Here is a 23,780-nt window from a genome sequence, read left to right as displayed (position 1 = left end):
CCCAGGCGTCACCTCGATGTGGAAGGCCGAAATGTCCGGAAACGTGACACGGGGTGCTGAACCATCTGGAAACGACGCGTGGGACTGCATGATCTTCTCTCGATGTGACCGATGTGATGGAAGCTCCCCCAGCTGGCACCTCAAGTTTATCCATCAAATTTAGAAAAATAAACCCCCATCCCTCTCTCACATCCCCACCCCCACCCGTCATTCCTCTCTCACATCCCAACCCCCACCCGCCATTCCTCTCTCACATCCCAACCCCCACCCGCCATTCCTCACTCACATCCCAACCCGGCTGCGGCTCGTTAGGATGGTGAAGTGAATTCGACCTTCAGCCTCCGTCCCGCCCGAACCAGCGATGTGGCAGCGATCAAGAGGCTCGTAGCCCCTCTGGCAGAGGAACGGATCCTCATGGCCAAGGAAACGGTGGCCTACTACGAGAGCCTGCAGGAATTCCGTATTGCCGAATCCAGCGACGGCGAAGTCATCGGCTGCGGGGCCCTGCACGTGATGTGGGAAGACTTGGCGGAAATCCGCACGCTGGCAGCCTCGGACTCGTGGCGCGGCCGCGGAGTAGGGCACGTCCTGGTGGAGAACCTTCTCGAAGAGGCCAAGGCCTTGGGCGTCAGCAGGGTGTTCTGCCTGACGTTTGAGGTGGAGTTCTTCAAGCGCCACGGATTCGAGGTCATGGCTGACCAATCGGCCGTTGACCCCGCGGTCTACTCCGAACTCCTGCGGTCCCATGACGAAGGTGTGGCCGAGTTCCTGGACCTGGCCCGGGTCAAGCCGAACACCCTGGGCAATACCCGCATGATCAGGGAGCTCTGAAGAAGCAACCCGACGGGACGTGAGAGAGTAACCCCCACAACCCGACGGGACGTGAGAGAGCAACCCCCACAACCCGACGGGACGTGAGAGAGGGGCTAAAGGCCCAGAACCTCCGGGACGTCCACATCTTGGCCGAGAACCTGCTTGGCCAGGAAGTGCTCCACCACGCCGTACCAAACCTTGGCATGCTGCGGCTGCAATACCCAGTGGTTCTCATCCGGGAAATAGAGGAAGCGGTGCGGACTCTGCCCGTTCTCATCGGCCGGCAGTTGCGAGGAGGACAGGAGCTCGTACCAGAGCCTCAAGCCCTCGCCGATCGGAACCCGGTAATCCTTGTCGCCGTGGATCACCAGCATGGGCGTCTTGATGTTGCTAACGTGACGGTGCGGCGAGTTCTCCATCGCCATGTCCTCGGTCATTTCCTTCAGCCAGTACTGGGCGGCGTCGGTGGTAGGACCGAACTGATCCAAGGCCCACAAACTGGCGTGGGTTACGATTGCCTTGAAGCGATCGGTCTGGCCGGCAACCCAGTTGGCCATATACCCGCCAAAGGATCCGCCCATCGCCGCGGTCCGGGTCTGGTCAATGTCGTCCCGGGACACCACGGAATCGGTGATGGCCATGAGGTCCGTGTACGGCTTCTTCCCCCACTCGCCCCACCCACGCTGAATGAAGTCCTGGCCATACCCGGTGGACAGCGCGGGATCCGGCAGCAGGACCGCGTACCCCTTGGCCACCATCAGCCACGGGTTCCACCGCCAGGTCCAGGCATTCCATGAATTGAGCGGGCCGCCGTGGATCCACAACAACAACGGGGCAGGGTTCTCCGCCGAGGCCCCCTCCGGAAGCGCCAGGTACGCGGGCACCCTGACGCCGTCGTCGGCCGTTGCCTCTACGCGCTCAAGGCGACCTTTGTACACAGGACGCTCGGCCGGTGCCTGCAAACGCACAACATCGCCGGTGGCCAGATCGATGCGGACGGCTTCCGTGGGAAATTCGTAGGAGCTCCGCAGCGCGTAGGCGGTGTTTCCGTCGGGTGCCACCACGACGTCGGTGTAGGCGGCCGCGTCCTGCGTCACCCTGGTGACACTCCCGTCGGCGAGGTCGACGCGGAAGACCGGCGCCGCGCCGTCGTCGTCCGCTTTGACCAGGACGGCACTGCCGTCCGGAAGCCAAGCCAGCGCCGTTGCCCAGCGGTCCCAGTGGTGTGCCAGCGGCTTGGGCTCACCGCCGTCGGCGACGTCCAGCAAGTGCAGCTTGACGAGGGGAGCCTGGGTGGGAGTGGTGTCGCTTTCGCTCTCCACCACCAGCGTCCGGTTGTCCGGGCTGACGGGGCCGGGGAAATAGCTCATCCCCGGCTGGTCCAGCAGTACTTTGATGGTCCCGGTTGCGACGTCGACGGCGGCCAGCACCTCACGGCTGTCAGCCTTGGCCAGCGCTTTTGTCATGCTGGTGTAGATGGTTTTTCCGTCGGGGCTCACCACGGTTTTCGCCTCGCGCAGGGAACCGCCGACGTCGGGCGTCAGGTTCCGCAGGGTAGGCGGCGGCGTGGCATCTACGGTGGAGGGCTTGCCCGGCTGGGCCTCTTCACCCTTCTCCACGGCAAACAGGCGGGGCTGGCCGGGGCCCAGATCGGCATCCCAGTAGCGGATGGGATAGCTGCTGTGGAGGATTGCCGAGACCTTGTTGTCCTTGCGGTTTTTGCGACGTTCTTCGTCGTTCTCTTCAGTGGTGGATCCCGCCAGAACCTCAGCTGTCACGAAGGTTGCATCCGCAGCCTGCGCGGCCATCACTGAGCCGACACCGCCGGCGCGCGAGCACACCACCCGGGCCTCACCCCCACCAGCCGGCAGCAGCCAGAGGGCGCTCACGGGGTCGGCGTCGGGATTCTCCGGGTCCGGGCGACCCGAAGTGAAGTAGAGGTCCCCCGTGGCAGAAAAGACGGCACCGGCTTCACCTTTGGAACTCCGGGTGATCCGGCGGGCCGGGTTCCGTCCTTCAGGATCCAACTCCCAGAGTGCGCTGCCGAATTCCGTACCCTTGCCATTGAGCGTCGTAACCACCGTGACCAGCCGCCGGCCATCGGGGCTCATGGTCAGGCCACCCACCCGCGGGATGGCGAGGTAGTGGTCAAGATCGTGGAAGGGCGTTTCGGGTTGCTGATCAGCGGCGGCATTTTTAGCGGAGTCCATGCTCCGATTCAACCCGCTTTGTGCCGCGAATCACAGAGAGGTTCACTAATAGTGAAACAGTAGTTTCAGATATTCCGAAGCGCCCGCAGCACTGCGGCGGTGCCGTCCTCTGCCGCCAGAGCCGCAGCCACCCGCCGGGCGTGATGGGCGTACGACGCCGACCTGCCGGCTTTCGCTATGGCGTCACCCAACCGCTGGGGGCTGAGTTTCTTGTACGGAACGGGCCGCGGCCCCGCACCCAAAGCCGCAATCCTGGAGGCCCACAAGGGTTGATCCGTGTAGACCGGCACACCCACAGCCGGAACACCCGCACGCAGCCCGGCGGCCGTGGTCCCGGATCCAGCATGGTGAACTACTGCCGCCATTTGCGGGAAGAGCCACTGGTGCGGAACACTTCCAACTCCCATCGCATCATCGCCCAGAACGGCATCGGCTCCCTGCACCACAGCCCGGACCCCGGCCCGGCGGGTGGCTTGCAGAATGAACCCGGGATCAATGTCCGCACTGCTGCCAAACCCCACAAAGACCGGCGGAGGACCGTCACTCAGGAAGTCCACCAGGGAATCGGAGGGCGTCCAGTCCGGGTCTTCGTGCGGCCACCAGTAGCCGGCCATGGTGAGCCCGGGATGCCAGTCCGACGGCCGGGGCAGAACAGTGGGACTGATGCCGAAAAGCGTGGTGGCATGCGCGTTCCTCCGCTGCCGTTCCGCAGCAGCCCTGCCCAACGTGCCGAGGCCCAGGGTTTTACGGATCCTCGCGGAGGGAGCGTCATACGGTGCCGGACCCGCAGCAGCCCGCTCACCGAAGATTTTGTTGCCCGCCGGGCCCAGGCTCCTGGCAAGATTCATCAGCACGGGCGGATAGGCGGAACTAGGCTCCGTAGGCTGCAAATGGGCGCCGAGGACGGGGATCCCCAACGCCTCGCCGACGTCGTAGGCATACGGCGAAACGGAGTTGGCCATGATTACGTCCGCCCCTGCTTCAGCAGCCGCCAACGTACCCTTCGCGGCGCCCTCCATGTACTCCCCCAGCTTGCGCCAGAAGGTCACCAGGGAACCGGAAGATGCTTTGGCCCCGGGTGCCGGATGCTTGATCAGTTCGGCCAGGTTCCCGGGCAACGGCCTGAACTCACAGCCCGCGCCAACCACTACCGCAGCGTACGCCGGATTGGCAGCGATGGATACCTCATAGCCCTCGTCCTGGAGCCTGCAGCCCAGGCCGGCCATCGGGGCCACATCGCCCTGCGTTCCGGGGGCCACCATGAGTATCCGCATTCTGTTTCCTTCAGTTGTCCAGCTGGAACGACAAATGCCCCGCCCACTCCGATCGGAATGGGCGGGGCATCTGCTGATGAACTGTTGCTCAGGCCAAGGCCTTATGCGGTCGGAGCGATCTCCGGGATACGCGGCTTGGCGTTGCCCTCGAAAGTGAACTTGGCCTCGTCACCTTCGCCGTCAACGTCCACCACCACTATGTCACCGGCGTGGATCTCACCGAAGAGGATCTTCTCGGACAGCTGGTCCTCGATCTCGCGCTGGATGGTGCGGCGCAGCGGCCGCGCACCCATGGCGGGATCGTAACCACGCGTGGCCAGCAGAACCTTGGCGGCGGGCGTGAGCTCGATGCCCATGTCCTTGTCCTTGAGTCGACGCTCCAGGCGGGTCACGAACAGGTCCACGATCTCGATGATCTCGTCCTGCGTCAGCTGCGGGAACACCACGACGTCGTCAACACGGTTGAGGAACTCGGGGCGGAAGTGCTGCTTGAGCTCCTCCGTCACGCGGGCCCGCATCCGGTTGTAGCCGGTCTGGGTGTCCGTGCCGGACTGGAAGCCCGTTGCCACGCTCTTGGAGATATCGCGGGTACCAAGGTTGGTGGTCATGATGATCACGGTGTTCTTGAAGTCCACCACGCGGCCCTGGGAATCGGTCAGTCGGCCGTCTTCCAGGATCTGCAGCAGCGAGTTGAAGAGGTCCGCGTGGGCCTTTTCCACTTCGTCGAACAGGACAACGGAGAACGGACGCCTGCGGACCTTCTCGGTCAGCTGGCCACCTTCTTCGTAGCCCACGTAGCCCGGGGGCGCACCGAAGAGACGCGAAACCGTGTGCTTCTCGGAGTACTCGGACATGTCCAGGGTGATGAGGGCATCCTCTTCACCGAACAGGAACTCGGCAAGTGCCTTGGCAAGTTCCGTCTTACCGACGCCGGTGGGGCCGGCGAAGATGAACGAGCCACCCGGACGCTTGGGGTCCTTCAGGCCTGCACGGGTGCGGCGGATTGCCTGGGACAGGGCCTTGATGGCCTCATCCTGGCCCACAACGCGCTTGTGCAGCTCGTCTTCCATCTTGAGGAGCCTCGAGGACTCTTCCTCGGTGAGCTTGAAGACCGGGATGCCCGTGGAGTTCGCAAGAACTTCCGCGATCAGGTCCTCGTCAACCTCGGAGATGTCGTCCATGCCGCCGGACTTCCATGTGCGTTCCTTTTCTGCGCGTTCGGCAATGAGCTTCTGCTCCTTGTCGCGCAGCGAGGCAGCACCCTCAAAGTCCTGGGCGTCGATGGCAGATTCCTTCTCCATCTTCACGTCGGCAATGCGCTCATCCATGGCCTTGAGTTCCGGCGGAGCGGTCATCCGGCGGATGCGCAGGCGTGCGCCCGCTTCATCGATGAGGTCGATCGCCTTGTCCGGAAGGAAGCGGTCCGAGATGTAGCGTTCGGCCAGCTGCGCTGCCGAGGCGAGGGCGCCGTCGGTGATCGTTACGCGGTGGTGTGCCTCGTAGCGGTCGCGCAGGCCCTTGAGGATCTCGATCGCGTGCGCAACAGAGGGCTCCTTGACCTGGATGGGCTGGAAACGACGCTCGAGCGCAGCGTCCTTTTCGATGTGCTTACGGTACTCGTCAAGGGTGGTTGCACCGATGGTCTGGAGTTCACCACGGGCAAGCATCGGCTTGAGGATGGAAGCAGCATCGATGGCGCCTTCAGCAGCACCAGCACCCACCAGGGTGTGGATCTCATCGATGAACAGGATGATGTCACCGCGCGTACGGATTTCCTTGAGGACCTTCTTCAGGCGCTCTTCGAAGTCACCACGGTAGCGGGAGCCGGCAACCAGCGAACCAAGGTCAAGCGTGTACAGCTGCTTGTCCTTGATGGTCTCCGGGACATCGCCGCGGACAATCGCCTGGGCAAGGCCCTCGACGACGGCCGTCTTACCGACGCCGGGCTCACCGATCAAAACAGGGTTGTTCTTGGTACGGCGTGAGAGGACCTGCATGACGCGTTCCATCTCCTGCTCGCGGCCAATCACAGGGTCAAGCTTGTTCTCACGGGCAGCCTGGGTGAGGTTGCGCCCGAACTGGTCCAGTACCACCGAACCAGCGGGGGTGCCCTCGGGCTGGCCCTGACCGGAACCACTGCCGGGAGTTTCCTTGCCCTGGTACCCGGACAGCAACTGGATGACCTGCTGGCGGACCCTGTTCAGGTCAGCACCCAGCTTCACCAGTACCTGCGCGGCCACGCCTTCGCCTTCGCGAATGAGGCCGAGCAGGATGTGTTCGGTTCCGATGTAGTTGTGGCCGAGCTGCAGCGCTTCGCGGAGCGAGAGCTCCAGCACCTTCTTGGCGCGCGGCGTGAAGGGGATGTGACCGGAAGGAGCCTGCTGGCCCTGACCGATGATCTCCTGCACCTGCTCGCGAACACCATCGAGCGAAATGCTCAGGGACTCGAGCGCCTTGGCTGCAACGCCTTCACCCTCGTGGATCAGCCCCAAGAGGATGTGCTCGGTACCGATGTAATTGTGGTTGAGCATCCGTGCCTCTTCTTGGGCAAGGACGACCACGCGACGGGCACGGTCCGTAAATCTCTCAAACATTTCGCCACACTCCTAGCTACGACGTACTTTGACTCTACGTGCAGGAGCACGAATTTTGGGGCGTGTTCGCCACAGGGGAAACATGACGGTATTGCGGAATAAACAGCCCGCTTCCCCTTGACCCCGATCACGGACGGTGACATGCTGCCAGGTTCCCTTCATTGGGCTGCCGCAGTGCTGTTACCCCGTGCGGCATGCCGCTGATGGGGAGCGCAAGGTTGCCACCCGCACTTCCGGAGTTAAAAGACCAATGCCCCGGCATCAGCTGCCGGGGCATTAGGGCGATGAATCAGGAATTGGCCTTTTGGTAGGCTTCCTGAATTTCGGCCTGAATACGTCCACGGCTGTTGACCGTGTAACCGTTATCCCGGGCCCACTGGCGGATTTGTGCTGAATCCTGGCTGCGGGCCGCGGTGGAGCGGCCACGGGTTGCACGGCCGGAGGAGGTCTTGCGGGCCTTGGCCACGTAAGGTTCCAAGGCTTTACGGAGTGCTGCTGCGTTGGCGGTGGACAGGTCCATCTCGTAGCTCACGCCATCAAGTCCAAAGCGGACAGTTTCGTCCGCTGCGCCGTCATCCAGGTCATCGACGAGGATGATTTTTACTTTCTGTGCCATGTGTTGCCTCTCATTTGGAGGGTTGGATAATCAGAAATTCCCCGGGTTCCTATTTCGATTATCTGTCACAGCAAGCATGCGCGTCAAAGCACATTTGGATTCTCTGTGGGTTGTTAGCCAATTACCTGCTATTCAGGTGAAGGACCCTCAGGAACCGGACCGGTATTTTTCAAATTAGCTTCGGCCTGCGCAGCCGCTTCTGCCTGGCGTTCCGATTTATCGGCATTGAAGATCGACTTCATGGCGAACCAGAAGATCAAGCCCACCACAATGGAGGGGGCCAGGACTGCGATGTACTCCATGATCAGTGTCCTTCGGGCTTCAGCAGGGGGAAAAGAATGGTTTCGCGGATACCTGCACCGGTGAATAGCATCACCAGGCGATCGATACCCAAACCGATACCGCCCATGGGCGGGGCTCCATATTCCAGGGCGCGCAGGAAGTCCTCATCCAATTGCATGGCTTCGTCGTCTCCGGCGGCGGAACGGCGCGACTGCTCCGTGAGACGCTCACGCTGAATTACCGGATCAATAAGTTCAGAGAACGCCGTTCCACGTTCCATACCGCCAATAATCAAATCCCAGGCCTCAATGATCCGGCCGTCTTCACGGTGCGGGCGGGCCAGGGGCTGCGCGGAGGGCGGATAGTCGTAGACGAATGTGGGGTTGATCAGGGTGGGCTCCACGATTTCGCCGAACAGTTCCACCACCAGTTTTTCGGCATCCCACTTTGAGTCCACCTTGATATCGTGCTTGGCCGCAATTGCCAGCAGCTCGTCCTCGGTGGTGTCGGGCGTAATTTCCACGCCCACCGCTTCGGAAAGTCCCGGGTACACCGAAACCCAAGCCCATTCGCCGTCGAGGTTAATCTCACCGGCATCGGTTTGTACGGTCCGGGTGCCCACAACGTCGGCAACATTCAGGATGATTTCCTTCATGCGTTCGGCCATGACGAACTGATCTGCCCATGCCTCGTAGCATTCCAACGTGGTGAATTCGGGGCTGTGGGTTGAGTCCACTCCCTCATTGCGGAAAACGCGGCCCATGTCGTACACGCGGTCAATGCCACCCACCACAGCGCGCTTCAGGAACAGTTCCGTGGCGATCCGCAGCGTCATTTTCTGGTCGAATGCATTCATGTGCGTTTCGAAGGGGCGCGCGCTGGCGCCACCGTGAACCAACTGAAGGATGGGTGTTTCCACCTCAACATACCCATGGCTGTCCAAGGTGTCCCGCACAGATCGGGTAATTGCGGCACGCTTGTACACCATTTCACGCGCTTCATCGCGGACCATCAGGTCCACGTAGCGCTGCCGGACGCGGGTTTCCTCGTTGAGTTCCGCGTGCAGCACGGGCAACGGACGCAACGCCTTGGAAGCCATGGACCAGGAATCAGCCATCACGGAGAGTTCGCCACGGCGGGAGGAAATGACTTCACCCTTGATGAAGACGTGGTCGCCCAAGTCAACCAGGGACTTCCAGTTGGCCAGTGCTTCCTCGCCCACGTTGGCCAGGCTCAGCATGGCCTGCAGGCGAACGCCCTTGCCGTCCACGCCACCTTCCTGCAGGGTTGCGAAACACAGCTTGCCGGTGTTGCGAACAAACACCACGCGGCCGGTCACACCCACGGTGTCGCCAGTGGTCTCATCGGCCTCAAGGTGTGAGTACTTTTCCCGGATCTCGCCCAGGGAGTGGGTCCGCTCAACGCCCACCGGATACGCCTCGGTGCCGCTCTCGATCAGCTTGGCGCGCTTGTCCATACGGATGCGCATTTGCTCGCTGGCATCGATGGGCTCTGTTGAGGTGTTCTGGGCTGCGGTGTTTGCGGAAGTCACAGTCCTTAAGTTTACCGTTGATTGCCGGCCTTCACTTCCGGGGCTCCGCAGCCTGCCCAGAGCATAGACTCGGGCTGTGGAGACATGGACGGTTGAGACGAACGACGGCGGCGGCCACCTTGAGGTGCACACCTTCCGGTCCGGAGCCGGCGCCTCCGTTCCGGGACTGAAGGCACCCGCTGAACCGTCCGGCGTCGTACTCATCCATGGCACCTTGGTGACCGATTCGCTGTACTGGCCCTTTGCCCGCACCCTCAGCTTCATGCTGGGGCGGCCGGTGCACGCCTATAACCGCCGCGGCCGCGGCCATTCTGCCCCGCAGCCCGCGGACTACTCCGTGGAAACCGAAATTTCCGACCTGCAAATGGTCATGGAGAAGACGGGCGCAGTGGACGTCGTCGCCCACAGCTACGGCGGGTTCGTGGCGCTGCAGGCCGCGCGGCGCATCCCCATCAACCGCCTGGTCACCTACGACGCCGCAGTCTCCCTGGGCGGCAACCTCAGCAGCCGGTGGCGGCCCGAACTCGAACAAGCCGTCACGGCCGGCCAGCTCGACCACGCCTGGGCCCACCTGGTGCAGGGCCTGGGCACAGCCGGCCCCATCTCCTATTTGCCCATGGGAGCACTCCGGACCATCAGCGTCATCTCCGCCCGGACCCGCCTTGGGCTGGAAATGCGGTCCCTGCTGCCAACCGCGGTCACCGAGATGCGGGCTGTGCTGGACGCCGACGGCACACTGGACGACTTCATGACGTTGACCACCCCCACCCTGATGCTTAGCGGCGGCTGGAGCCCGTCCTATTTTGCCGAAACCGGAAGGCTCCTGGCCGGAGCGGTGCCCGCAATCGAGTTCGCCATTGTTCCCCTGCAGTTCCATGAGGGGCCGTTGCGGCCCGGCCGCCGGCTCGCGGCGCGCATGGCGCGATTCCTCTCAGAGACACAGTTTTCCGGCGAGCGGACCGTATCGCCCTAGGATGTTCCGGTGAGGGAACGGGAATTAGAGACGCACGACGGCGGCAAACTCGCCTTGTACAGCTACGGCACCGAGAACGCACCCGGTGAACGGCGGGTGGTGCTGATCGGCGGAGCGTTCCTGACCGCCCTCATCTACCGTCCCTTCTCCATCGCCTTCGCCAAGGGCCTGGGCGACGGCTGGGCTGTGGACGTCTACGACAGGCGCGGCCGGGGCAAGTCCAGCGAGCAGCCGTCCAACTACTCCATGGCCACCGAAATCGGGGACGTCAAAACGGTGATGGATGCCACCGGGGCCAGGAACATCCTGGGACACAGCCTGGGCGGTTCAGTGGCCCTCAATGCCGCGCAGGAATTCGTGGGCAGCTCGCACCAGCCGGACAAACTGGCCGTCTACGACGCCGCGGTGAATATTGACGGCAGCATGGATACCGGGTGGATCAAGGGGTTCGAGGACTCCGTCAACGCCGGTGACATCAACCGGGCCATGGCCAAGATGAAGCGCGGCATGGAGGCCGGCACAGCGCTGGCCCGAGTGCCCGAACCCATTCTGGCCGGGCTCATGGCCGTGGTGTCCCGAACCTCGGTCAACAAGGTCTTCCGCGGCTTGCTGCCCACCGGCGTGGGGGAACTCAAAGCAGCCTTCGACGAGTCCGAGACCCCGCGGGACTTCTCAGTCCTGCCGCCCACCACGCACTTCGTGGTGGGCAAGAAGAGCCCGCAGTTCTACAAGGTGGCTGCGGCCAGGCTGAACAGGGCCGTCCCGGGCAGCACGCTCGAGGTGTCACCCAAAGGCTTCCATGGCTCGGTTCCCGCGGCAGTCCATGAGCTCGTCTCGGACATCTCGGACTACTTCAAAAGCTGACCTGTTATGCACACAACCTGCCGGATACTGCCCGCTTTCAGGCGGCTCGGTTAGGCTCGTGACATGACGCGCGACATCATCATGACCCCAGACGGCGGACACCTGGAAGTATTCACCACCGGTGGTGAGCTGACTTCGGCAGGCTCCGGCGTAGTAGTTGTTCCGGCCTCCATGGTTACCGCTTCGGATTACACCCGGTTTGCCCAGAAATTGAGCGAAGCCCTGGGCAGGCCCGTACACACGTTCAACCGTCGCGGACGCGGTGACTCGTCACGGCAGGCCGACGACTACACGCTGGAAGCCGACATCCAGGACCTGGACGCGGTCATGAAACACACCTCCAGCACGGACGTCTTTGGACACAGCTTCGGTGGCGCCGTGGCACTCCACGCAGCGCGGACACTTCCGGTGGAACGCTTGGCCGTGTACGACCCCGCTGTGTCCGTCAACCACAGCGTCAAAGCCGAATGGGCGCCGGAATACGAACGCGCGACGGCGGCAGGCGACTACGATCGCGCCCTCGCCGTCCTGATCAAGGGAGTGGAGACGGAAGGCGCCTTCGGGCGCATGCCCCTGTCCATGCTCACCCTGGCCACCAAGCTGACCGCAGCCACGCCAATGGGCAAACAAATGCGTGAGCTCATGACCTGCGGCGTGCGGGAGATCAAAGCAGTCATTGCTGCCGACATGCCGGCCGAGCCGTTCCTGGACCTGCCCTTGGAAACGCTGATCGTGGTGGGCGAGAAGAGCCCGGCCTACTTTGGTGTTGCCTGCGGGCAGATCCACGACGTCCTGTCAGGCTCCAGCTACACCATCCTTGCCGGACAAGGGCATGACGGGCCCATCAAGGCACCGGAGAAGCTCGTGGCTGAACTGTCGGAGTTCTTCTCGGGCTAGGGCCTTGGGGCTGGGGGCGCTTGGCTGGGCTGGGCGCCTGTGGTTTTGGTTGTTAAGTGCGGAAGGCCCCGAACCGGGTGGTTCGGGGCCTTCTCGTGAATGGTTGTCCGGCGGTGTCCTACTCTCCCACACCCTCCCGGGTGCAGTACCATCGGCGCTGTGGGTCTTAGCTTCCGGGTTCGGAATGGGACCGGGCGTTTCCCCCACGCTATGACCGCCGTAACTCTGTTACCCGTCCCGCCCCCGTGGTGGTGGGGGTGGGTGGGAAATCTTGGGTTACAACTGTGGTGCTTGGTTGTTATGTAGTTGTTTGTTGGTTCCTGTGAACGGTTGTTGTTCGGGAACCACATAGTGGACGCGTGCAGTGTTTTTTGTGTGTGGTGTAAGTTGTTGGCCTATTAGTACCGGTCAGCTTCACGAGTCTTTAGTCCTCGCTTCCACATCCGGCCTATCAACCCAGTGGTCTGGCTGGGGGCCTCTCACACAAATTGTGTATGGAAATCTCATCTTGAAGCGAGCTTCCCGCTTAGATGCTTTCAGCGGTTATCCCATCCGAACGTAGCTAATCAGCGATGCACTTGGCAGTACAACTGACACACCAGAGGTTCGTCCGTCCCGGTCCTCTCGTACTAAGGACAGCCCTTCTCAAATTTCCTGCGCGCGCAGCGGATAGGGACCGAACTGTCTCACGACGTTCTAAACCCAGCTCGCGTACCGCTTTAATGGGCGAACAGCCCAACCCTTGGGACCTACTCCAGCCCCAGGATGCGACGAGCCGACATCGAGGTGCCAAACCATGCCGTCGATATGGACTCTTGGGCAAGATCAGCCTGTTATCCCCGAGGTACCTTTTATCCGTTGAGCGACGGCCATTCCACAATGTACCGCCGGATCACTAGTCCCGACTTTCGTCCCTGCTTGAGATGTCTCTCTCACAGTCAAGCTCCCTTGTGCACTTACACTCGACACCTGATTGCCAACCAGGCTGAGGGAACCTTTGGGCGCCTCCGTTACTTTTTAGGAGGCAACCGCCCCAGTTAAACTACCCATCAGGCACTGTCCCTGACCCGGATCACGGGCCGAAGTTAGATGTCCAAAGTGACCAGAGTGGTATTTCAACGATGACTCCACCCGAACTGGCGTCCGGGTTTCAACGTCTCCCACCTATCCTACACAAGCCACTCCGAACACCAATACCAAACTATAGTAAAGGTCTCGGGGTCTTTCCGTCCTGCTGCGCGTAACGAGCATCTTTACTCGTACTGCAATTTCGCCGAGTTTATGGTTGAGACAGCGGGGAAGTCGTTACTCCATTCGTGCAGGTCGGAACTTACCCGACAAGGAATTTCGCTACCTTAGGATGGTTATAGTTACCACCGCCGTTTACTGGGGCTTAAATTCTCAGCTTCGCCCGTAAGGGCTAACCGGTCCTCTTAACCTTCCAGCACCGGGCAGGAGTCAGTCCGTATACATCGTCTTGCGACTTCGCACGGACCTGTGTTTTTAGTAAACAGTCGCTTCCCCCTGGTCTCTGCGGCCCACACCCGCTCCACAGAGCAAGTCTGTATCACGGGGCAGGCCCCCCTTCTCCCGAAGTTACGGGGGCATTTTGCCGAGTTCCTTAACCATAATTCTCTCGATCGCCTTGGTATTCTCTACCTGATCACCTGTGTCGGTTTGGGGTACGGGCAGCTAGAACCTCGCGTCGATGCTTTTCTCGGCAGCATAGGATCACCGGATCCCCCCTTACGGGAGTCCCATCAGATCTCAGGATCGTGCTCGAAGCACACAGGAACGGATTTGCCTATCCCTGACCCTACATCCTTAGACCGGGGCAACCATCGCCCGGCCCGGCTACCTTCCTGCGTCACACCTGTTAATACGCTTACCTCCCGGGATCAGGTCCCGCGCTCGGCCAAAACCCACACACCACAAGGGTGCTAGGGCAGGCTCCGGGCGGTTAGTATCCCCCGCTTGGCATGGGCGGTTCTTCGCCGGTACGGGAATATCAACCCGTTGTCCATCGACTACGCCTGTCGGCCTCGCCTTAGGTCCCGACTTACCCAGGGCAGATTAGCTTGACCCTGGAACCCTTGATCATTCGGCGGACGGGTTTCTCACCCGTCTTTCGCTACTCATGCCTGCATTCTCACTCGTGTAGGCTCCACCGCTGGTTTCCACCGCGACTTCACTGCCCACACGACGCTCCCCTACCACTCCACACCCCTGAACCACGAAGGCTAGGGTACTGTGTGAAATCCACAACTTCGGCGGTGTACTTGAGCCCCGCTACATTGTCGGCGCGGAATCACTTGACCAGTGAGCTATTACGCACTCTTTCAAGGATGGCTGCTTCTAAGCCAACCTCCTGGTTGTCTTCGCAACTCCACATCCTTTCCCACTTAGCACACGCTTAGGGGCCTTAGTTGGTGGTCTGGGCTGTTTCCCTCTCGACTATGAAGCTTATCCCCCACAGTCTCACTGCTGCGCTCTGACTTACCGGCATTCGGAGTTTGGCTGACGTCAGTAACCTTGTAGGGCCCATCGGCCATCCAGTAGCTCTACCTCCGGCAAGAAACACGCAACGCTGCACCTAAATGCATTTCGGGGAGAACCAGCTATCACGGAGTTTGATTGGCCTTTCACCCCTACCCACAGCTCATCCCCTCCATTTTCAACTGAAGTGGGTTCGGTCCTCCACGACGTCTTACCGTCGCTTCAACCTGGCCATGGGTAGATCACTCCGCTTCGGGTCTAGATCACGCCACTACACTCGCCCTATTCAGACTCGCTTTCGCTACGGCTACCCCACACGGGTTAACCTCGCGACGTAACACTAACTCGCAGGCTCATTCTTCAAAAGGCACGCCGTCACAGTAACCAAGACTGCTCCGACGGATTGTAAGCACACGGTTTCAGGTACTGTTTCACTCCCCTCCCGGGGTACTTTTCACCTTTCCCTCACGGTACTGGTCCGCTATCGGTCATTAGGAAGTATTTAGGCTTATCAGGTGGTCCTGACAGATTCGCACGGGATTTCTCGGGCCCCGTGCTACTTGGGATACTCTCCAGGCTGCACACAACATTACGGTTACGGGGCTCACACCCTCTCTGGCCGGCCTTTCAAGACCGTTCACCTATGCACGCACATCACCTCACTGGTCCGGCAGAACCAGAACGGAAAGTCCCACAACCCCGCCCATGCAACGCCCGCCGGCTATCACACATGAAACGGTTTAGCCTGATCCGCGTTCGCTCGCCACTACTAACGGAATCACTATTGTTTTCTCTTCCTGCGGGTACTGAGATGTTTCACTTCCCCGCGTTCCCCCCACGCACCCTATGTGTTCAGATGCGGGTCACACAATCACCTTGCAGCGTTGTGCGGGGTTTCCCCATTCGGACATCCTGGGATCAACGCTCGGTTATCAACTCCCCCAGGCTTATCGCAGATTCCTACGTCCTTCTTCGGCTCCTAATGCCAAGGCATCCACCGTGTGCCCTTAAAAACTTGACCACACAAAGATCAAAAACTTACTCGAGAGAACCACGAGCCACTTGGGCCCAGGGTTCATTCATAAGAAATTGCTGTATAAGAACACCCACACCACAGGCATGTGTGTTCTTAGATGCTCGCGTCCACTATGTAGTTCTCAAACAACAACCCCATCAACCAGACCACCCCCACACACACGTGCAAGAACAGAACCAGAAGCAGGAAACACAGAAACAACCGTCCCATGCATTGCTGCACAAGGTCCTGTTGCCTCAGAACCCCAACAGTGCGCCAAACACAACCCCCACACACCACACCCCGGAACGCTTTCCCAACAACACCACACCCCCCACAAAGGAAGACGCACGTTGCCGTACTCACACCAGGACACAGCACAGAAGACCATGCCAAAAAAATGATTCGTTGATATTCCACCCATGAGCACCCACCGCAGAACAGACGCCTGCGCAATGGGCAACACTGACAACCACCACCACACCCATACAGGCACAGCAACCAGTTGCTAGCAGCTCCTTAGAAAGGAGGTGATCCAGCCGCACCTTCCGGTACGGCTACCTTGTTACGACTTAGTCCCAATCGCCGGTCCCACCTTCGACGGCTCCCCCCACAAGGGTTAGGCCACCGGCTTCGGGTGTTACCAACTTTCGTGACTTGACGGGCGGTGTGTACAAGGCCCGGGAACGTATTCACCGCAGCGTTGCTGATCTGCGATTACTAGCGACTCCGACTTCATGGGGTCGAGTTGCAGACCCCAATCCGAACTGAGACCGGCTTTTTGGGATTAGCTCCACCTCACAGTATCGCAACCCTTTGTACCGGCCATTGTAGCATGCGTGAAGCCCAAGACATAAGGGGCATGATGATTTGACGTCGTCCCCACCTTCCTCCGAGTTGACCCCGGCAGTCTCCTATGAGTCCCCGGCCGAACCGCTGGCAACATAGAACGAGGGTTGCGCTCGTTGCGGGACTTAACCCAACATCTCACGACACGAGCTGACGACAACCATGCACCACCTGTAAACCGACCGCAAGCGGGGCACCTGTTTCCAGGTATTACCGGTTCATGTCAAGCCTTGGTAAGGTTCTTCGCGTTGCATCGAATTAATCCGCATGCTCCGCCGCTTGTGCGGGCCCCCGTCAATTCCTTTGAGTTTTAGCCTTGCGGCCGTACTCCCCAGGCGGGGCACTTAATGCGTTAGCTACGGCGCGGAAAACGTGGAATGTCCCCCACACCTAGTGCCCAACGTTTACGGCATGGACTACCAGGGTATCTAATCCTGTTCGCTCCCCATGCTTTCGCTCCTCAGCGTCAGTTACAGCCCAGAGACCTGCCTTCGCCATCGGTGTTCCTCCTGATATCTGCGCATTTCACCGCTACACCAGGAATTCCAGTCTCCCCTACTGCACTCTAGTCTGCCCGTACCCACTGCAGAACCGGAGTTGAGCCCCGGTCTTTCACAGCAGACGCGACAAACCGCCTACGAGCTCTTTACGCCCAATAATTCCGGATAACGCTTGCGCCCTACGTATTACCGCGGCTGCTGGCACGTAGTTAGCCGGCGCTTCTTCTGCAGGTACCGTCACCTTACGGCTTCTTCCCTACTGAAAGAGGTTTACAACCCGAAGGCCGTCATCCCTCACGCGGCGTCGCTGCATCAGGCTTGCGCCCATTGTGCAATATTCCCCACTGCTGCCTCCCGTAGGAGTCTGGGCCGTGTCTCAGTCCCAGTGTGGCCGGTCACCCTCTCAGGCCGGCTACCCGTCGTCGCCTTGGTAGGCCATTACCCCACCAACAAGCTGATAGGCCGCGAGTCCATCCAAAACCACAAAAGCTTTCCACCACCATGACATGCGCCAGATGGTCGTATCCGGTATTAGACCCAGTTTCCCAGGCTTATCCCAGAGTCAAGGGCAGGTTACTCACGTGTTACTCACCCGTTCGCCACTAATCCCCCAGCAAGCTGGGATCATCGTTCGACTTGCATGTGTTAAGCACGCCGCCAGCGTTCATCCTGAGCCAGGATCAAACTCTCCGTTGAAAAATAACAGACACAACCACACCCACCGGAAATAACGGCAAAACGCGGCTGCACAAAATTCGAAACCAGCTGAAAACCAGACCACCACACACGGGGGTGCGCAATGATCCAGCCATAATTTCAACCAATCAATAAAACAATCGGTATCAACAAACTTGGCACACTATTGAGTTCTCAAACAACAGACCCCCCAAAACATCACCCCAGGAAACACCACACAAAGCAGCGCACCACAACAGGGCCATTGGAAAAGAAGAGTTATTTTTGGCCGCCTACCGAACCGTACACACCTTCCGGCTTTCCGTTTCGCACCCGGCGACTCAGAAAACAATACACGCCCCCAACCCCCAACGCAAATCCACCCCCACATCACCCCCAAGCCCCTGTCCACAACGGCCAGACAAGTCCATGACGGGCGCCGCCTGGGGTGGGAGGATGGACAGCATGGAACTCCACATCACCGGCGATCCCGCCGCGGACCAACTCCTTAGCGACGACGCTTTTGCGCTGCTGACCGGCATGCTGCTGGACCAGCAGGTGACCATGGAGTCAGCCTTCGCCGGTCCAGAGAAGATCAGGTCCCGCCTTGGCTCCATCGATCCAGCAACCATCGCGGAGTACGACCCCGCAGGCTTCGTCGAAGTCTTCAAGCAACGCCCGGCCGTTCACCGCTTCCCCGGATCCATGGCCGGACGGGTCCAGGCCCTGGCCGAAACCGTGCAGCACCACTGGGACGGCAAGGCCTCCGCCATCTGGACCCAAGGGAATCCCGATGGGCCGGAGGTACTCAATCGTTTGAAGTCACTCCCGGGCTTCGGCGAGCAGAAAGCGAGGATCTTCCTGGCCCTCCTGGGGAAGCAGTGCGGCCTGCAGGCCGAGGGGTGGCGTGAAGCGGCCGGCCACTACGGGGACCAAGACTCATACCTTTCCGTGGCGGACATCGTTGATGCTGATTCCCTCGTTAAGGTCCGGGCGAGCAAACAAGCAGCGAAGGCAGCGGCAAAGGCCGCCAAGAACCCAACTAACTGACGTTCAGTCACCCCATAGGGCATTCACCGTACTTGCTGCTGCGAGGCCACGTTCGTATCCCGCTTGGGCGGCCGGAGGGCGCAAGGTGGGATTCATGGCATTGGCTCCGAACAAGTGCGCCGATCCGCTGTCCGGGAAGACTGCCTCCACCCGGCTACCGCTCTTCCGTAGCTCGCGCATCTGCTCGTCCAGGTGGGCACCCCACCCGGCCGGCAGCAGTGACTGGCCACCGAACGGAGACAGGATGAGCACCCGCCCATAGCCGGATGCCAGATCTGCATTGTCGGCATTGGTCCGGTAACCACCGTCGATGTAGTACTCATCCCGGATTCTGTACGGCCGCCCGCTCGAGCAGCTGGCGGCAACAGCGTCCACAAGCTCAACCCCACTGTGACGGTCAAACACCACTGGCGTGCCATTCTCTGCCTCTACAGCCGTGATCGCCAGAGACTGCTCAGGCCATCCCAATGCTGGAAGACGCATCGCCACCGTGCGGCGCCAGTGCTCCTGCCACGAATCGTCCGATGTAGCGGCAACATGCAGTGCCGCCCCGCCCATGCGTCGGCGCATATCAACCAGGTCCGTCGAGGAAGCGATGATGCCGCGGATCCTTTGGAGATGATCCTCCACGGGGTTGGCCCCACCCTTCGCCACAGCATCCGACGACGGACTCCGCCTTTGCGGGGCAGGAACGGGAACCAGCGCGGCAGCCAAAAGCTCACGCGGCGAAGCCGAAGCAATCTGCGCCGCCGCCGTTGAACCAGCGGACGTACCAACGATGAGGTCCGCCACCGTTGGATTGACCCCGGCCTCGCTCAGGCCAGCCAAAACACCGATCAGCCAGGCGTTACCGGTGGAACCTCCGCCGCCCAGGACCAGAGCCCTGCGGCGTGAAGGGGAAAGAAATGAAGACTGTGCATTCATGGGAGTGCCTTTCGCATATGCGTGCCATGGCGCTCCCGGTGGCGACTAATCCAACACTGCTATGGTGCCGGCCGCAAGATCGTGGACAACATTGGAGCGCCCACTGTGGATACTGCGTCCATGGGTCTCACCTCCTGTTGCTCGAATCACGATCAGTGAAAATGTAGCACCCTGGGCAGGGAGGAGCCATAAGTGTTGTTAACCACGTGTGGCCCCTCGGTGGGGCCGCTTGTTTTTGGTGGTTAAGTGCGGAAGGCCCCGAACCGGGTGGTTCGGGGCCTTCTCGTGAATGGTTGTCCGGCGGTGTCCTACTCTCCCACACCCTCCCGGGTGCAGTACCATCGGCGCTGTGGGTCTTAGCTTCCGGGTTCGGAATGGGACCGGGCGTTTCCCCCACGCTATGACCGCCGTAACTCTGTTACCCGTCCCGCCCCCGTGGTGGGGGTGGGTGGGAAATCTTGGGTTACAACTGTGGTGCTTGGTTGTTATGTAGTTGTTTGTTGGTTCCTGTGAACGGTTGTTGTTCGGGAACCACATAGTGGACGCGTGCAGTGTTTTTTGTGTGTGGTGTAAGTTGTTGGCCTATTAGTACCGGTCAGCTTCACGAGTCTTTAGTCCTCGCTTCCACATCCGGCCTATCAACCCAGTGGTCTGGCTGGGGGCCTCTCACACAAATTGTGTATGGAAATCTCATCTTGAAGCGAGCTTCCCGCTTAGATGCTTTCAGCGGTTATCCCATCCGAACGTAGCTAATCAGCGATGCACTTGGCAGTACAACTGACACACCAGAGGTTCGTCCGTCCCGGTCCTCTCGTACTAAGGACAGCCCTTCTCAAATTTCCTGCGCGCGCAGCGGATAGGGACCGAACTGTCTCACGACGTTCTAAACCCAGCTCGCGTACCGCTTTAATGGGCGAACAGCCCAACCCTTGGGACCTACTCCAGCCCCAGGATGCGACGAGCCGACATCGAGGTGCCAAACCATGCCGTCGATATGGACTCTTGGGCAAGATCAGCCTGTTATCCCCGAGGTACCTTTTATCCGTTGAGCGACGGCCATTCCACAATGTACCGCCGGATCACTAGTCCCGACTTTCGTCCCTGCTTGAGATGTCTCTCTCACAGTCAAGCTCCCTTGTGCACTTACACTCGACACCTGATTGCCAACCAGGCTGAGGGAACCTTTGGGCGCCTCCGTTACTTTTTAGGAGGCAACCGCCCCAGTTAAACTACCCATCAGGCACTGTCCCTGACCCGGATCACGGGCCGAAGTTAGATGTCCAAAGTGACCAGAGTGGTATTTCAACGATGACTCCACCCGAACTGGCGTCCGGGTTTCAACGTCTCCCACCTATCCTACACAAGCCACTCCGAACACCAATACCAAACTATAGTAAAGGTCTCGGGGTCTTTCCGTCCTGCTGCGCGTAACGAGCATCTTTACTCGTACTGCAATTTCGCCGAGTTTATGGTTGAGACAGCGGGGAAGTCGTTACTCCATTCGTGCAGGTCGGAACTTACCCGACAAGGAATTTCGCTACCTTAGGATGGTTATAGTTACCACCGCCGTTTACTGGGGCTTAAATTCTCAGCTTCGCCCGTAAGGGCTAACCGGTCCTCTTAACCTTCCAGCACCGGGCAGGAGTCAGTCCGTATACATCGTCTTGCGACTTCGCACGGACCTGTGTTTTTAGTAAACAGTCGCTTCCCCCTGGTCTCTGCGGCCCACACCCGCTCCACAGAGCAAGTCTGTATCACGGGGCAGGCCCCCCTTCTCCCGAAGTTACGGGGGCATTTTGCCGAGTTCCTTAACCATAATTCTCTCGATCGCCTTGGTATTCTCTACCTGATCACCTGTGTCGGTTTGGGGTACGGGCAGCTAGAACCTCGCGTCGATGCTTTTCTCGGCAGCATAGGATCACCGGATCCCCCCTTACGGGAGTCCCATCAGATCTCAGGATCGTGCTCGAAGCACACAGGAACGGATTTGCCTATCCCTGACCCTACATCCTTAGACCGGGGCAACCATCGCCCGGCCCGGCTACCTTCCTGCGTCACACCTGTTAATACGCTTACCTCCCGGGATCAGGTCCCGCGCTCGGCCAAAACCCACACACCACAAGGGTGCTAGGGCAGGCTCCGGGCGGTTAGTATCCCCCGCTTGGCATGGGCGGTTCTTCGCCGGTACGGGAATATCAACCCGTTGTCCATCGACTACGCCTGTCGGCCTCGCCTTAGGTCCCGACTTACCCAGGGCAGATTAGCTTGACCCTGGAACCCTTGATCATTCGGCGGACGGGTTTCTCACCCGTCTTTCGCTACTCATGCCTGCATTCTCACTCGTGTAGGCTCCACCGCTGGTTTCCACCGCGACTTCACTGCCCACACGACGCTCCCCTACCACTCCACACCCCTGAACCACGAAGGCTAGGGTACTGTGTGAAATCCACAACTTCGGCGGTGTACTTGAGCCCCGCTACATTGTCGGCGCGGAATCACTTGACCAGTGAGCTATTACGCACTCTTTCAAGGATGGCTGCTTCTAAGCCAACCTCCTGGTTGTCTTCGCAACTCCACATCCTTTCCCACTTAGCACACGCTTAGGGGCCTTAGTTGGTGGTCTGGGCTGTTTCCCTCTCGACTATGAAGCTTATCCCCCACAGTCTCACTGCTGCGCTCTGACTTACCGGCATTCGGAGTTTGGCTGACGTCAGTAACCTTGTAGGGCCCATCGGCCATCCAGTAGCTCTACCTCCGGCAAGAAACACGCAACGCTGCACCTAAATGCATTTCGGGGAGAACCAGCTATCACGGAGTTTGATTGGCCTTTCACCCCTACCCACAGCTCATCCCCTCCATTTTCAACTGAAGTGGGTTCGGTCCTCCACGACGTCTTACCGTCGCTTCAACCTGGCCATGGGTAGATCACTCCGCTTCGGGTCTAGATCACGCCACTACACTCGCCCTATTCAGACTCGCTTTCGCTACGGCTACCCCACACGGGTTAACCTCGCGACGTAACACTAACTCGCAGGCTCATTCTTCAAAAGGCACGCCGTCACAGTAACCAAGACTGCTCCGACGGATTGTAAGCACACGGTTTCAGGTACTGTTTCACTCCCCTCCCGGGGTACTTTTCACCTTTCCCTCACGGTACTGGTCCGCTATCGGTCATTAGGAAGTATTTAGGCTTATCAGGTGGTCCTGACAGATTCGCACGGGATTTCTCGGGCCCCGTGCTACTTGGGATACTCTCCAGGCTGCACACAACATTACGGTTACGGGGCTCACACCCTCTCTGGCCGGCCTTTCAAGACCGTTCACCTATGCACGCACATCACCTCACTGGTCCGGCAGAACCAGAACGGAAAGTCCCACAACCCCGCCCATGCAACGCCCGCCGGCTATCACACATGAAACGGTTTAGCCTGATCCGCGTTCGCTCGCCACTACTAACGGAATCACTATTGTTTTCTCTTCCTGCGGGTACTGAGATGTTTCACTTCCCCGCGTTCCCCCCACGCACCCTATGTGTTCAGATGCGGGTCACACAATCACCTTGCAGCGTTGTGCGGGGTTTCCCCATTCGGACATCCTGGGATCAACGCTCGGTTATCAACTCCCCCAGGCTTATCGCAGATTCCTACGTCCTTCTTCGGCTCCTAATGCCAAGGCATCCACCGTGTGCCCTTAAAAACTTGACCACACAAAGATCAAAAACTTACTCGAGAGAACCACGAGCCACTTGGGCCCAGGGTTCATTCATAAGAAATTGCTGTATAAGAACACCCACACCACAGGCATGTGTGTTCTTAGATGCTCGCGTCCACTATGTAGTTCTCAAACAACAACCCCATCAACCAGACCACCCCCACACACACGTGCAAGAACAGAACCAGAAGCAGGAAACACAGAAACAACCGTCCCATGCATTGCTGCACAAGGTCCTGTTGCCTCAGAACCCCAACAGTGCGCCAAACACAACCCCCACACACCACACCCCGGAACGCTTTCCCAACAACACCACACCCCCCACAAAGGAAGACGCACGTTGCCGTACTCACACCAGGACACAGCACAGAAGACCATGCCAAAAAAATGATTCGTTGATATTCCACCCATGAGCACCCACCGCAGAACAGACGCCTGCGCAATGGGCAACACTGACAACCACCACCACACCCATACAGGCACAG

The 23,780-nt window shown here is 59.8% G+C and carries 12 protein-coding genes and 5 rRNA genes; 5 read left to right on the top strand and 12 right to left on the bottom strand.

Annotation, left to right across the window (positions count from 1 at the left end):
* Window positions 1-321 precede the first annotated feature (321 nt).
* Window positions 322-831, top strand: coding sequence for an amino-acid N-acetyltransferase (locus JOE60_RS00840; RefSeq protein ID WP_167269281.1), 510 nt, complete (start codon window positions 322-324; stop codon window positions 829-831).
* A 95-nt stretch (window positions 832-926) separates the two neighbouring features.
* Here the strand turns inward: JOE60_RS00840 and JOE60_RS00835 are convergent, their stop codons facing one another.
* From JOE60_RS00835 to lysS, 6 genes are all read right to left on the bottom strand, one after another.
* On the bottom strand, window positions 927-3,023 hold the full coding sequence (locus JOE60_RS00835) for a S9 family peptidase (protein WP_167269283.1): 2,097 nt from the start codon (window positions 3,021-3,023) through the stop codon (window positions 927-929).
* A 65-nt stretch (window positions 3,024-3,088) separates the two neighbouring features.
* A complete protein-coding gene (locus JOE60_RS00830) occupies window positions 3,089-4,297 on the bottom strand; it encodes a glycosyltransferase (protein WP_167269285.1) in 1,209 nt (402 codons plus the stop codon).
* Window positions 4,298-4,398: 101 nt separating this feature from the next.
* Window positions 4,399-6,891, bottom strand: a complete 2,493-nt coding sequence (locus JOE60_RS00825) for an ATP-dependent Clp protease ATP-binding subunit (protein ID WP_167269287.1) — start codon at window positions 6,889-6,891, stop codon at window positions 4,399-4,401.
* A gap of 289 nt (window positions 6,892-7,180) precedes the next feature.
* Window positions 7,181-7,507: a histone-like nucleoid-structuring protein Lsr2 gene (locus JOE60_RS00820; protein WP_167269289.1), complete on the bottom strand. Its 327-nt coding sequence runs from the start codon at window positions 7,505-7,507 to the stop codon at window positions 7,181-7,183.
* Window positions 7,508-7,635: 128 nt separating this feature from the next.
* Complete coding sequence (locus JOE60_RS00815) at window positions 7,636-7,809, bottom strand: hypothetical protein (protein WP_167269290.1); 174 nt, start codon at window positions 7,807-7,809, stop codon at window positions 7,636-7,638.
* A gap of 2 nt (window positions 7,810-7,811) precedes the next feature.
* The gene (lysS, locus tag JOE60_RS00810) at window positions 7,812-9,341 is read right to left on the bottom strand and encodes a lysine--tRNA ligase (protein WP_167269292.1); all 1,530 of its coding nucleotides are present in this window, start codon (window positions 9,339-9,341) and stop codon (window positions 7,812-7,814) included.
* A 76-nt stretch (window positions 9,342-9,417) separates the two neighbouring features.
* On the opposite strand from lysS, the gene JOE60_RS00805 reads away from it, so the two are divergent.
* From JOE60_RS00805 to JOE60_RS00795, 3 genes are all read left to right on the top strand, one after another.
* Complete coding sequence (locus tag JOE60_RS00805; RefSeq protein ID WP_167269294.1) at window positions 9,418-10,314, top strand: alpha/beta fold hydrolase; 897 nt, start codon at window positions 9,418-9,420, stop codon at window positions 10,312-10,314.
* Between the two features lie 9 nt (window positions 10,315-10,323).
* On the top strand, window positions 10,324-11,178 hold the full coding sequence (locus tag JOE60_RS00800; protein WP_167269296.1) for an alpha/beta fold hydrolase: 855 nt from the start codon (window positions 10,324-10,326) through the stop codon (window positions 11,176-11,178).
* Between the two features lie 63 nt (window positions 11,179-11,241).
* Window positions 11,242-12,075, top strand: a complete 834-nt coding sequence (locus JOE60_RS00795) for an alpha/beta fold hydrolase (RefSeq protein ID WP_167269298.1) — start codon at window positions 11,242-11,244, stop codon at window positions 12,073-12,075.
* 105 nt (window positions 12,076-12,180) lie between these two features.
* Here the strand turns inward: JOE60_RS00795 and rrf (JOE60_RS00790) are convergent.
* The 3 genes from rrf (JOE60_RS00790) to JOE60_RS00780 all read right to left on the bottom strand — a co-directional run bounded on the left by rrf (JOE60_RS00790) (window position 12,181) and on the right by JOE60_RS00780 (window position 17,631).
* A 5S ribosomal RNA gene (gene rrf / locus JOE60_RS00790) occupies window positions 12,181-12,297 on the bottom strand.
* A gap of 155 nt (window positions 12,298-12,452) precedes the next feature.
* Window positions 12,453-15,592, bottom strand: a 23S ribosomal RNA gene (locus JOE60_RS00785).
* A 517-nt stretch (window positions 15,593-16,109) separates the two neighbouring features.
* Window positions 16,110-17,631, bottom strand: a 16S ribosomal RNA gene (locus JOE60_RS00780).
* Together the 16S, 23S and 5S rRNA genes form the textbook arrangement of a ribosomal RNA operon.
* Window positions 17,632-18,066: 435 nt before the next feature.
* On the opposite strand from JOE60_RS00780, the gene JOE60_RS00775 reads away from it, so the two are divergent.
* Window positions 18,067-18,660, top strand: coding sequence for an HhH-GPD-type base excision DNA repair protein (locus JOE60_RS00775; RefSeq protein ID WP_167269720.1), 594 nt, complete (start codon window positions 18,067-18,069; stop codon window positions 18,658-18,660).
* A gap of 3 nt (window positions 18,661-18,663) precedes the next feature.
* On the opposite strand, the gene JOE60_RS00770 is transcribed toward JOE60_RS00775, so the two are convergent.
* The 3 genes from JOE60_RS00770 to JOE60_RS00760 all read right to left on the bottom strand — a co-directional run bounded on the left by JOE60_RS00770 (window position 18,664) and on the right by JOE60_RS00760 (window position 23,288).
* On the bottom strand, window positions 18,664-19,584 hold the full coding sequence (locus tag JOE60_RS00770; protein ID WP_167269722.1) for a patatin-like phospholipase family protein: 921 nt from the start codon (window positions 19,582-19,584) through the stop codon (window positions 18,664-18,666).
* A 295-nt stretch (window positions 19,585-19,879) separates the two neighbouring features.
* Window positions 19,880-19,996, bottom strand: a 5S ribosomal RNA gene (gene rrf / locus JOE60_RS00765).
* 152 nt (window positions 19,997-20,148) lie between these two features.
* Window positions 20,149-23,288 (bottom strand): 23S ribosomal RNA (locus JOE60_RS00760).
* Between the last annotated feature and the right edge of the window lie 492 nt (window positions 23,289-23,780).

The organism is Paenarthrobacter ilicis (assembly GCF_016907545.1).
Classification (GTDB): Bacteria; Actinomycetota; Actinomycetes; order Actinomycetales; family Micrococcaceae; genus Arthrobacter; species Arthrobacter ilicis.
This window is presented reverse-complemented; position numbering and strand designations above follow the sequence as displayed.

Coding starts and splice junctions, on each gene's coding strand:
- JOE60_RS00835 (WP_167269283.1), bottom strand. CDS start 3,023: ATGGACTCCGCTAAAAATGCCGCCGCTGATCAGCAACCCGAAACGCCC.
- JOE60_RS00830 (WP_167269285.1), bottom strand. CDS start 4,297: ATGCGGATACTCATGGTGGCCCCCGGAACGCAGGGCGATGTGGCCCCG.
- JOE60_RS00825 (WP_167269287.1), bottom strand. CDS start 6,891: ATGTTTGAGAGATTTACGGACCGTGCCCGTCGCGTGGTCGTCCTTGCC.
- JOE60_RS00820 (WP_167269289.1), bottom strand. CDS start 7,507: ATGGCACAGAAAGTAAAAATCATCCTCGTCGATGACCTGGATGACGGC.
- JOE60_RS00815 (WP_167269290.1), bottom strand. CDS start 7,809: ATGGAGTACATCGCAGTCCTGGCCCCCTCCATTGTGGTGGGCTTGATC.
- JOE60_RS00795 (WP_167269298.1), top strand. CDS start 11,242: ATGACGCGCGACATCATCATGACCCCAGACGGCGGACACCTGGAAGTA.
- JOE60_RS00775 (WP_167269720.1), top strand. CDS start 18,067: ATGGACAGCATGGAACTCCACATCACCGGCGATCCCGCCGCGGACCAA.
- JOE60_RS00770 (WP_167269722.1), bottom strand. CDS start 19,584: ATGAATGCACAGTCTTCATTTCTTTCCCCTTCACGCCGCAGGGCTCTG.